This window comes from Agrobacterium sp. AGB01 (assembly GCF_014851585.1).
Lineage (GTDB): Bacteria > Pseudomonadota > Alphaproteobacteria > Rhizobiales > Rhizobiaceae > Agrobacterium.
In genome coordinates, this window is sequence record NZ_JACVAB010000002.1 from 439,653 (window position 1) to 451,973 (window position 12,321).

General features: G+C 55.1%; 8 protein-coding genes. All 8 read left to right on the forward strand.

Annotation, left to right across the window (positions count from 1 at the left end):
• Positions 1 to 55: 55 nt before the first annotated feature.
• Entirely contained in the window at positions 56 to 556 is a 501-nt protein-coding gene (locus tag IB237_RS08860) for an RNA polymerase sigma factor (RefSeq protein WP_192488283.1), read from the forward strand.
• Between the two features lie 112 nt (positions 557 to 668).
• Positions 669 to 1,679: a FecR family protein gene (locus IB237_RS08865; protein WP_192488284.1), complete on the forward strand. Its 1,011-nt coding sequence runs from the start codon at positions 669 to 671 to the stop codon at positions 1,677 to 1,679.
• Positions 1,680 to 1,827: 148 nt separating this feature from the next.
• Complete coding sequence (locus IB237_RS08870) at positions 1,828 to 4,599, forward strand: TonB-dependent receptor (protein ID WP_246787760.1); 2,772 nt, start codon at positions 1,828 to 1,830, stop codon at positions 4,597 to 4,599.
• A 128-nt stretch (positions 4,600 to 4,727) separates the two neighbouring features.
• Complete coding sequence (locus tag IB237_RS08875; protein ID WP_192488285.1) at positions 4,728 to 5,495, forward strand: hypothetical protein; 768 nt, start codon at positions 4,728 to 4,730, stop codon at positions 5,493 to 5,495.
• A 14-nt stretch (positions 5,496 to 5,509) separates the two neighbouring features.
• A complete protein-coding gene (locus tag IB237_RS08880) occupies positions 5,510 to 7,357 on the forward strand; it encodes a type I secretion system permease/ATPase (RefSeq protein ID WP_192488286.1) in 1,848 nt (615 codons plus the stop codon).
• Complete coding sequence (locus tag IB237_RS08885; protein WP_192488287.1) at positions 7,344 to 8,657, forward strand: HlyD family type I secretion periplasmic adaptor subunit; 1,314 nt, start codon at positions 7,344 to 7,346, stop codon at positions 8,655 to 8,657. Before IB237_RS08880 ends, IB237_RS08885 begins: the two co-directional genes overlap by 14 nt.
• A gap of 169 nt (positions 8,658 to 8,826) precedes the next feature.
• Positions 8,827 to 11,136 (forward strand): heavy metal translocating P-type ATPase, encoded by a 2,310-nt coding sequence (locus IB237_RS08890; protein ID WP_192488288.1) that lies wholly within the window; start codon positions 8,827 to 8,829, stop codon positions 11,134 to 11,136.
• A 173-nt stretch (positions 11,137 to 11,309) separates the two neighbouring features.
• Positions 11,310 to 12,317 carry a murein L,D-transpeptidase family protein gene (locus IB237_RS08895; RefSeq protein ID WP_246787762.1) on the forward strand — a complete coding sequence of 336 codons (1,008 nt, stop codon included), beginning with the start codon at positions 11,310 to 11,312 and terminating at the stop codon, positions 12,315 to 12,317.
• The last annotated feature ends 4 nt before the right edge of the window (positions 12,318 to 12,321 follow it).

A 12,321-nucleotide genomic window follows, 5' to 3' on the forward strand; every position in this document is an offset into this window, starting at 1 on the left:
TACGAGCTTGGACTGGGTCGGGGGCATCCGATATTGATTAGCTGTTTGGTATAAAATGGGCATCCGGGAAGACGACAAGCGTTACGCCGTTTATGTCGCGCATCGCCTTGATCTTATTAAATATGCCACACCCATTCTTGGCTCCCGAGAGGAGGCCGAGGATGTTGTGCAGGAAGCCTTTATCAAATTTGTACCGCAGCAGGCCGAAGCGCCGAGTGCCCTGAAAGCCTATCTCTTCCGTGTTGTCCGCAATCTGGCGCTAGATGTTCGCAAACGTCGTCGCTACGACCTTCGGGAAAGACCGGATGACACACCCTTCTGGGGGCTGCCGCAGGACCATGGCTCACCCGAAGACCATGCTTTGTTTTGCGATCAAGTTCGTCAGGTCAGCGAAATCCTGAGCGACATGCCAGCGGACACGCGCCTCGCGTTGGAAATGCACCGTTTTGGCGGCTATCGCATGGAGGATATTGCGGTGCATTTGGGTGTCTCGGTTGCCACTGCACACCGTCTGGTCAAGACCGGGCTTGCGGAATTTGTCAGGAAAATGAAATGAACGTCCAAAAAAATGACGTTTCCATGAAAAAAATATTGCGTTCAGTCGTCTCTTTAGAAGGAGAGCATGAAACCGTTACTTTTACTCATGAGAGAACACAGGCAGCACGTCGATGAACGATCCCGCGAAAACAGACGCAGGCGAATTGGATGTTTTTGACGAAGCCGCTGACTGGTTCTTACGTCTCGAGGAAAATTCGGATGATGCACATCTGCTGAAGGAATTCAGCAACTGGCTGGAACTGAGTCCGAACCACCGTCAGGCATGGGAAAAGACCTGTCGTGGCTGGAGTGTTTTCGGGGCGGTTGAACCGGCCATGCGCTCCCAGTGGGAGAATGCGGGTCAGGCCACAGCGCCACAGCGTCGTGCAATGCGGCGGTTCTCCATGCCGAGACGAACCTTTTCCCGGTTCGCGCTGGGGGGGGCAACGCTTGCAGTGCTCTGTCTTGTCGCCATGTCCATTCCGGACATGGCCGTTCGTCTGGAAGCGGATTACCGCACCAGCAATGGTGAAAGTCTCACCGTGACATTGGCGGATGGCAGTACCGCTGTGCTTGCACCCAAAAGTGCGCTTGCAGTCAATTATCATCAAGGCCAGCGTGATGTCGCCGTGCTTGCCGGCGAGGTATTTTTTGATGTGATCAAGGATGAGGCCCGACCGTTCGTGGTCGATGTAGGCGATGTCAAAGTGGAAGTTCTGGGAACCGCTTTTGATGTTGGCATGTCCGACAGCGCAACCATTGTTGCCCTCGCGCGTGGCTCGGTGAAGGCCAGTCTCCGTGACGATCCATCCGCAACACAAATATTGGTGCCGGGTGAACGGGTGACTGTTGACGGTGCGACAAAACGCATGAGCAAACAGGCGGTTTCTGTCGATGAGATTGGTGCCTGGCGTCGCGGCGAACTCTATGTTGTGGACGAGACAATCGCAGAAGTTGTCGAAAAGATTGGCAGATATCACTCGGCCTGGATCAGCGTGCCGGATAGGTCGTTGGCCAATAGCAAGGTGACCGGTTTTTACAATCTCAACGAGCCGGATCAGGCGCTTGAAGCTTTGGTCACGCCCTATGGCGGAAAAATCCGCTCTATATCGGGATCAGTCAGGATCGTGTCGCGCTTTTAAGTTTATCGCGGCGTAAAAGTTTCCATTAGTTTACAGTTGGTTACAGACAAAATTCGTTTTGGTTGAAAAAAAATCCGAGAGCAATCGTCTTTTTGTTGAATATGAAATTCAACATTTGCCGCTGTAGGCAAAGAAGACGGGCAGGGTAATGAGTTCTTCCAATAAACAAAGTGCAAAGCAGCCTGGCGTGGGGCAGACGGGCAAGCGCGTACTTCTTATGGCCAGTACGGCCATGGCAATTTTTTACGGGGTATCAGCGTCGCATGCGCAGTCATCCGGTGGGGCAACGCCGGTAACGAATGCAACTCAGGCTGAACGTCGTGCTTTCAATATCCCAGCGCAATCGTTGTCGGCTGCGGTTGGCGCATTTGGTCGCCAGTCGGGCCTGCAGGTGACGCTTGCCTCTCCGGCCTCTGGCAATGTTCGCACCAATGCCGTTACCGGCAGCCTGACCGTTCAGGAAGCTTTGACTCAACTGCTCGGTGGCACGGGCATTACATTCAGGTTCACGGGCAATGGCCGGTCGGTGGTTATCGGTGCAGATCAGGCCGCTGCCGACGTGCCGTCAGCGGATGGTTCCACAATGCTTGAAACCATTACGATCACCGGTAAATCGGGCAGAAACGCTGCATCAGGAGCCGGGTATCAGGGAACACCTGACTGGGTATACGAAACTCCTGCCAGCGTCAGCGTTGTCAGCCGCGAGGCCATTCAGTCTGACCTGGGTGCACGTGATGTGCGCGATCTCTTCGACAATGTCGCGGGGACCTACGTCAACAACTCCGTTTCCAACTCTCCGGCAGTGTCGCCCAATGTTCGCGGTGTGCAAGACATGGGTCGTGTGGTGCTTTCCGTCGATGGTGCGCGCCAGAACGCTAATCGTACCATTTCAGCGGGTGGCGATAGCTACATTGGTAGTTCTGGTAAGGGATATGTCGAAACGTCCTTTATTCGTGCCGTTGAGGTTGAACGGTTAACAGGCGCCAAATCGGGTCTTGCAGGCTCGTTGGCGGGGGCAGTGACATTCCGCACGGTTGGCGCAGACGATATCATCTCGGATGGAAAAGACTGGGGTGTCGAGATCGATACGACTGTTGGCACCAACAATCAGCATTTCAACGGTTCCATACTGGCATCGAAGCGTATGGGAGATTCCCCATTCTCGATCACCGGCGGCTTCGCGCGCCAGAAGCTTGGCAATTACAAGATTGGCAGCCACGGGGATATTGAGTGGGATGGGGATGAAGACGGTGAAGTTACCTTCATGCAACGAGACAATATGTCGTCGCTGTTGAAACTGGAAGGTGATTTCGGAGACGTGACGACCGGCGTAGCATGGACCCATCAGAAGAAGGATTTTGCATGGTTCATGGGTGGGCTCAGCGATGAAGAGGCCACAGTTAATACTGTAACCGCCAATCTTGACTGGAACCCCGTCGATAATGACCTGATCGATTTCCGTTCAACATTTTGGCTGAACGACACGATGGAAGAGACGCTTCGCCACACCCGGGGCGGTGCTGCAGGTTATCCTGACACACTGATCAGCGCTGATTTCATGAGCTTTGGTATCAATATCGACAATACCAGCCGTTTTGAAACTGCTGTCGGTCCGGCGACACTGAATTATGGCGTCGAAGCATTCCGTGATCACGGAAATTCCAGTGCGTCCAGTACATCAATTGATGTGTGGCCGGAATTGGCATCGAACTTTACTTCGTTCAGTCCAGCCGGTCGTCGCGATATGGCAAGTCTCTTTGTCAACGGAGACATTGAGCCAACCGATTGGGTCAAACTATCGGCAGGCTTGCGATATGACTGGTATCGGCTCAAGGGTTCGCCGAAATACTACGACTACAGAGATCGTGTAAATTACATCGCATCCGCCGTCACAACTGAGTATGATTACGTCGCGACATATGATCCGGCACGATTTGCCAGCGCTAACGCCGTTCTGAGAAATATCTGGTCGACCCGTCAGGGTGAAATCTATAACGGCCAGTTTTACAGAGCTGGCACAACCATTGCTGCCTTAAGCACGCTGGCCGGTTATCCCGAAAACACCGTGAATATCGATCGTTCCGGCGGCGCATTGTTGCCGTCCTTCACTGTCGAGTTTGCGCCGGTTGAGTGGTTGCGACCATATGTTAGCTACTCGAAGAGCTACCGACCACCGACTGTAACGGAGGCGTTCTTTGCTGGAGACTTGCCAAAAGATGTATCTCCGCTGTCTGTTTATGCACCGAACGAAAGTCTCCGGCCTGAAACAGCAGAAACCTGGGAAATTGGTGCTAACATCAACTTTGACGGTGTCTTTACAGAGGATGACACGCTTCGTCTGAAGGTGTCCGCTTTCAATCGCAAAATCGATGATCTTATTGTGATTGGTTATTTCTATCCATATGCAGGATCTCGACAACTCCAGAGTTATGTCAATACAACTGATGCCACCCGGATGCGCGGAGTCGAACTTGAGGGCAACTACGACACCGGTCGCTTTTGGGTCGGTGGTTCTGCGACCTGGTTGGACGCAGAATGGGCGCAAAAGGTGCCAAGCACCTGGTACGGTCAAACCGTCTCCTCAGACAATGTTCAGATGTACTCGAGCGTGGGTGTGCCGCCAAAACTCAAGGCTACTCTTGATGCCGGTGTGCGTTTCCTCGATAACAAGCTGGCAATTGGTGGTCGCGTAACCCATTCGACGCCGACATTGTCGCAGGTGAAAACCTTTAATCCGGATGGCGGTTACACATCCAACAAATACACAAAACTCGATCTCTACGGTTCCTACCAGTTCAACGATCGCACCACGTTGCGACTGAGCATCGATAACGTAACCGATATCAACCACGTTCCTGCCGGAAGCCGTTACCCCTCTCCAGGGCGGACCTTCTTCGCCAGTCTGAATCTGAGATTGTGACGAATTTTTGAGCCGGTGACAGGCTCGAACGCAAGTTCCCCTGACCGGGCGGCAACCCGGCCAAGGGAGTAACCGTCCTGATTGTTGGATCAGGCTAAACCTTAGCAACCAAGCAAAGGAAATTTATCATGGCTACCACTATTTCACTAACGTCTGCATCTTCAGATTTCAAATCCTATCTGACGAACTGGAGCAACACGACATACAGCTCCACTTACGGTGCATTCTACGGTAGCGGCCCTGGCCTGCAGACAGATCCGGCAGTTATCGGTGCAAATCCTTCCTGGGATTACACGCAGTGGGGCAATGGCAACACAAGCGGCGGTAATGGTGTGCTCGTCGGTGGTGCTTTCGAATATGCCTTCGGTAACCTGACCGGTACTGTCAGCTCGCTGGATTTCGGCACTGGCTACGGTGAATCCTCTTCTGGCATCACCCTGTCGAATGTCGCGCTCTCGCTCGATCTCGATCCGTCCTTTAACTACAACGGCACGGGTCTTGATGCATTTGACTACGCAATCTACGGCATCACTCGTGGTAACACGCTGAGCTACCTCTACTCCTACCTGGGTGCCACCGGCACGGTGATTGAAGACACCGCAAGTGACAACATTCTCGTCGGCTTCAGCGGCGCAGACACTTTTGTGTTCTCCGGCGGCAACGATGTTGTCACCAATGATGGCCCTGCTGGTACATCCGGTTACCAGGACGGCGTTGACAAGCTCGACATCTCTGCTTGGGGCGCTGTCAACTTCGGCGATCTGACGATCTTCGATGACGCTGGAGATGCTTACGTTGCCTACGGCTCCGACTCCATCCAGCTCGTCGGCGTGAACTCCAGTGTTCTCGACGCATCTGACTTCGTCTTCGCAAGCGCAACGGCTCTGGCCGCCTAAGGGAAGACAACGCTGTGGGCTTTCAAAACCAGCAGCAAACGCCGCCGCAGTCTCTGGCTGCGGCGGTCGTTTCGCCCCTCAAGCGCGCCTTCAGCGGTGTTGCGCTCGTCAGCGGCGTGGTCAACATCCTGGCTTTGACCTCACCGATCTTCATGCTTCAGGTCTATGACCGGGTGCTGGCCAGCGGTAGCGTGCCAACCCTTGTTGGGCTGGCCCTGCTTGCCGTCGGGCTTTATGCCTTCCAGTGCATGCTGGATATCATCCGGTCGCGCGTGCTGATCCGCGTCGGTGAATATTTCGACATGCAATATTCCGGTCAGGTGCACGATGCCGTGGTGCGTCTGCCGCTTGCCACCCGGACCTCTGGTGATGGTTTGCAGCCGTTGCGTGATCTCGACAATGTCAGGACTTTCGTGTCCGGCACTGGACCGACGGCGTTTTTTGATCTGCCGTGGATGCCGCTTTATCTCGGCATATGTTTTCTTTTCCATTTCTGGATCGGCGTGACGGCGTTGAGCGGCGCTATCGTGCTGGTGGCATTGACCGTTCTCACCAATATCTATTCGCAAAAACCTATTCGCGACACCATCACCGAAAACATGGCGCGCAATCGACTGCTGGAGGCTTCGCGCCGCAATGCCGAAGTTGTTCACGCCATGGGGCTGGCCGGGCGGCTTGGCAGGCGCTGGCAGGTGTCTAACGAGGGTTATCTTGCTGCCAATCGCAAGGCTGGTGATGTGGCCGGCAGCCTTGGCAATATCGCCAAATCGCTGCGCATGGTGTTGCAGTCTGCCATTCTGGCGGTCGGTGCGTGGCTGGTGATTGAGCAGCAAGCCTCTGGTGGTATCATGATCGCCAGCTCGATCATGATGGGCCGCGCTTTGGCACCTGTTGATCTCGCCATTTCCAACTGGAAATCATTCGTGGCTGCACGGCAAAGCTGGGCGCGTCTGCACACACTCTTCACCCAGGTGCCATCGACCGATACATCAATGGCTTTGCCGCGTCCGGTCAAGGATTTGCGGGTCGAGAATGTCACCATTGTGCCGCCCGGTGAAAAACGACCAACGGTCACCGGGGTTGGTTTTGCTGTCGCTGCTGGTCAGGCGCTTGGCATTATTGGGCCGTCGGGTTCCGGAAAATCCACACTGTCGCGTATTCTGACGGGTGCCTGGATTCCGGCCGGTGGTAAGGTGCGGATCGATGGGGCCAGCTTTGATCAGTGGGATCGTGAGGCGCTCGGTCGTCACATCGGTTATCTGCCGCAGGGCGTTGAGCTTTTTGACGGCACGATCGCCGAAAACATCTCCCGCTTTGAGGACAATGCAGATCCGGACGCCATTATTGCGGCGGCCAAGGCCGCTGGTGCGCATGAACTGATCCTGCGGTTTGAAAAGGGTTACGACAGCAATATAGGTGAGGCCGGTTCGTCGCTGTCCGCCGGTCAGCGTCAGCGGATCGGTCTGGCGCGTGCGCTTTACGGCGAGCCTTTCCTCGTCGTTCTGGATGAACCGAATGCCAATCTCGATGCCGAAGGTGAGGCTGCTGTGGTGCGTGCCATGGCGTCGGTGCGGGATCGCAAAGGCATTGTTGTTGTTATTGCTCACCGCCCCAGTGCCATCGGTATCGTCGATTTTGTGCTGATGATGGAAGATGGCCGAATGAAGGCTTTTGGACCGCGTGACGAGGTTCTGTCGAAAGTGCTGCGTACACCGTCTGCACCACAACAGCCGGCCGGTGGCTACACCGCTTCTGCCCATGCGGTAACACCACTGCGGGTGGTTGCCAATGCACAGGCCGCACGGTTTGAAAATGCAAGTGAACCGGATGACCGGAAGGAAGACCCTGATGTCAAACATTGACCAGCGCACTTACGTTTCCGGTTCCATTCGCAAACATCTTGTCATGGCGCTGGTGGTCAGTGTCGCTCTGCTGGGCGGTGTCGGTGGCTGGGCAGCAACAACAAATCTGGCAGGCGCCATTGTTGCATCCGGCCATCTGGTGGTGGATTCCTATGTGAAGAAAGTTCAGCATCCAACCGGCGGTGTGGTGGGTGAAATTCTGGTCAGCGAAGGAGATGAGGTCAAGGCCGGTGATATCGTCATGCGGCTGGATGCGACCCAGACAAAGGCCAATCTTGCCATTGTGACCAAGCGGCTGGATGAGTTGACGGCGCGGTTTGTGCGGCTGGAAGCGGAGCGAGATGGTTTGCCAGAGCTGGTTTTTCCGGTTGCGCTTCACTCGCGGCAGGACGATGCCGATGTTGCTGCCGCCATGCGCAGCGAAACCAAGCTGTTTGAATTCCGCAAATCCTTCCGCGAAGGCCGAAAAGCGCAGTTGGCCGAACGCATCACCCAGTTCGAACATGAAATCGAGGGGTTGAAGGCGCAGGAGATGGCCTATGAGAAGGGTCTCTCGGTGCTGGAAGCGGAAATCGTTTCGCAGACATCACTGCGTGAGCAGGGCATCGTTTCCGTCCAGCGCCTGAATAGTTTGCAGACGCAGGCCGCCACATTTGGTGGCGAGCGCGGTGAAAAGATTGCCTATCAGGCACAGACGGCAGGCCGTATCACTGAAACCAAGTTGCAGATTTTGCAGATCGATCAGGAACTACGCTCCGAAGTTGGGCGTGAGTTGCGCGAAATTCAGGCCCAGATGGGGGAATATGTCGAACGCAAGGTTGCCGCTGAAGATGAGTTGAGGCGCATCGATATCGTTGCGCCACAATCCGGTGTCGTGCACCAAATGGCGGTTCATACCGTGGGCGGTGTGGTCACGCCTGCGGATCCGATCATGCTTGTTGTGCCGGAAGGGGATGATCTTGCGCTGGAGGTGCAAATTGCGCCGAAGGACATCGATCAACTGCAACTGGGACAAAAAGCCGTATTGAGAATGTCTGCCTTCAACCAGCGTGTAACGCCAGAGCTCGAAGGGCATATCAGCCGTATCGCAGCTGACCTCACCACAGACCAGCGGACCGGATTTTCCTATTATGTGGCCCGTATTGCGGTATCCTCAGGTGAGCGCAGTAAACTCGAAAACGCCACCCTGGTGCCTGGCATGCCAGCGGAAGCCTTCATCAAGACCAGCGAACGCACGGCACTTTCCTATTTGATGAAACCTTTGTCCGATCAGGTAAACCGCGCATTCCGTGAGGAGTAAAAGGATTGATGATAGGCAGACGGCCTGCAGACCATTGCAGATCGTTTTCTGTTTTTATGTTATTGTTTCAAATAGTTATCATTTTTCGCCGAATTACGTGAAAAACCCTCTTGTACCTCTAGTTGCTATAGGTCTTAAAAAAGGAGCGACTGGAAAATGAGGGTTCATTATGGGCACGTCGCACAACACACGTTTCAAGATTGACGGCATGGACTGCGCTTCCTGCGCATCCAAGATCGATACGGCGGTTCGCCGTATGCGGGGCGTGGAGGATGTTTCCGTTTCTGTGACCGCCGGCACGATGACGGTGACGCATGATGACGTGAGCGACCTGATTGCGATCGGCAAAAAGGTCTCAGGCCTAGGCTATCCGGCAACGCGTCTAGCAGACCGTGATGTGAAGCCGGCGCCCGAGCCGCATGTTCATGGTCCCTCATGCTCCCACAATCATGATCATACGGGCCATGATCATACCGGCCACGATAATAGCGACCACGACCATGATGACCACGATCATGGGCATGATCACAAACATAACCACGGGCATGACCGTGCGGCGAGTGCAGCGGCCGATGATGGGATTGAAGGGTTGCATGGTCATGACCACGGCGTCAGTGACGGGCCATGGTGGCGCAGCCGCAAGGGCCGTTTGACGATCATGGCCGGACTGGCACTTGTGCTGGCTTACGGCATTGGCCACCTTTTCCCGGCAATCCAGCTTTACGCCTTTACGGCAGCGATGCTGGTTGGCCTGTTTCCCATTGCGCGCCGCGCCATCATGGCGGCCTTGGCGGGAACGCCATTTTCCATTGAAATGCTGATGACCATTGCCGCCGTCGGCGCGCTGATCATTAACGCTACGGAAGAGGCGGCTGCCGTTGTTTTCCTGTTTCTGGTTGGCGAACTGCTGGAAGGTGTGGCGGCTGGAACGGCCCGCGCCAGCATCAAATCACTTTCGGCTTTGGTGCCTAAAACTGCTCTGCTGGAAGAAAACGGCAAAACACGCGAAGTGCCGGCCGAAAGCCTGGCTGTAGGTTCGGTTATTCTGGTTCGTCCCGGTGACCGAATTTCTGCCGATGGCACTGTTATTTCGGGTGAAAGCGCCATTGATGAAGCACCGGTCACAGGGGAAAGTGTTCCCGTTCGTAAGTCTATTGATGACGCAGTCTTTGCAGGTACGGTCAATGGTGACGCAGCTTTGCGGGTGCGTGTGACGGCGGCTGCACAGGATAATACCATTGCCCGTGTGGTCCGGCTGGTCGAAGAGGCACAGGAAAGCAAAGCGCCGACTGAACGTTTCATCGACCGCTTCTCCAAATATTACACTCCGGGTGTTGTGGTCGTTGCGGCGCTGGTTGCCGTTCTGCCGCCGCTGCTGCTCGGGGCAGACTGGAGCGAGTGGGTCTACAAGGGTCTCGCCATTCTGCTGATTGGTTGCCCCTGTGCGCTGGTTATTTCCACACCTGCCGCCATTGCCGCCTCGCTGTCGTCAGGTGCGCGACGTGGCCTGTTGTTGAAGGGTGGCGCAGTGCTTGAAGGGCTTGGCAAGCTGACGGCCGTTGCATTGGACAAGACGGGCACTCTGACCGAAGGCAAGCCGAAGGTCACAGATGTGCTGGCCTTTGAGAAAACGGCGGTCGAAACGCTGCGTCTCGCCGCTGCCCTTGAAACCGGATCGAGCCATCCGCTGGCGCTTGCCATTCTGGCCAAGGCGGAAGAAGACGGCGTTGAAATTCCGCCTGTTGACGATGCAAAGGCACTGGGTGGCAAGGGTGTTGCTGCGAGGGTCGAAGGGATCGACGTCTTCCTTGGGTCGCCCAATGCTGCGGCTGAGCGAGTTACGATCTCGCAGGAACGGCTAGATGCGATTGCCGCGCTGAACGATCAGGGCAAGACGGTGTCGCTGTTAATTGCCGGTGATGTTTTGTGTGGCGCCATTGCGATGCGTGATGAACCCCGTGCCGATGCGGTTGCTGGTTTGAAGGCGCTGACGGACAGTGGCATCAAGGTTGTGATGCTGACAGGCGATAACAAACGCACCGCGACTGCCATCGGCGCGCAGCTTGGCATTGATGTGCGTGCCGAACTGTTGCCTCAGGACAAGCAGCGTATTGTCGGTGAGCTGCAGAAAGAAGGCTACATCGTTGGCAAGGTCGGAGACGGCATCAATGATGCGCCGGCTCTGGCGGCTGCCAATGTCGGCATTGCCATGGGTGGCGGAACGGATGTTGCGTTGGAAACCGCCGATGCGGCAATTCTTCACAGCCGGGTTGGGGATGTTGCCCAAATGGTGTCGTTGTCTCAGCGTACCATGCGCAACATCTTCCAGAATATCGCCATGTCTCTTGGCTTGAAGGCGGTGTTTCTGGTCACCACAATTGCTGGAATTACTGGCCTTTGGCCTGCAATTCTGGCGGATACGGGGGCAACGGTGCTGGTTACGCTCAATGCGCTGCGGTTGCTGAAAATCCCCAAGTAATACCCTGTTGGGTGTGACAGAATGCTTCCGGTGATCAACACATTGTGTCCGTATGTTTAACGAATGGGTAATGTGTCCATCGGAAGCTGTGATAAAAGCGGCACTCGAATACGGACTATTATTGCGGAATGTTTTTACCAGGACAAAACCACTGTCTTTCGCTTAAGCGCTCTATGTTGCCATCGGTTTACAAGCTGGCGGCGGCTGCGCTGGTGGGCATTTCTCTGGCCAGCTGTACGTCTATGGACCTCAGCGCAACGGCCGAGGCACCAAAGCTGTCCAGCAAGGTGAAGGCCGAGATGGCCAGCAAGGGCATGAAACAGGAAAGCCCTGTTCTTGTTCGCATTTTCAAGCAGGAAAGCGAACTGGAAGTCTGGAAGGTTGATAAGTCTGGTGCTTATGCGCTGTTTAAAACTTACCCGATGTGCCGCTGGTCCGGCAAACTTGGGCCGAAGATGAAGTCTGGCGATCGTCAAGCGCCTGAAGGTTTTTATCATGTCTCGGCCGGCATGCTGAACCCGAACTCGCAATATTACGTATCGTTCAACCTTGGTTATCCCAACCGTCTTGAATCGGCCCTCGGTTACACCGGAGAGGCATTGATGGTGCATGGCGCGTGCTCATCGTCGGGATGTTACGCCATGACGGACCAGCAGGTTGGTGAAATTTACGCTGTCGTTCAAAAGGCGCTGGAAAGTGGTCAAAGCCGTTTCCAGGTGCAGGCCTATCCGTTCCGCATGACTGCGAAAAATATGGCCCTACACAAGGACGACGAGAACATGCCGTTCTGGCGCACCTTGAAAGAAGGATATGATTCCTTCGAGCTGACAAAACGCCAGCCGAAGGTGTCGGTCTGCGGTCGCCGTTATGTATTCAACACAGAATTTTCCGGTGGGGAACCTTCTGATCCCTTGGCCGTTTGTCCTCCTGCCGTAAACCAGCCGGATTCGGCACTCATGGCAAAACTGGATTTGGAAAAGCAGAAAGTGGATCTGGCCATCGCGCAGGCGACGTCGGTTCCGGTGATGGCATATTCCGACGGTGGCATGCATCCGAGCTTCCGCGCAATCCTCGAGAAGAATGGCGCGAAGAAAATGGCGGCCAGCGTATCTAAAACCAAATACCCCGTCAGCCGTCCCGAAGCGGCGCTGGCTGATCCCTTTGCGGGCATAAGAAAATAAACTG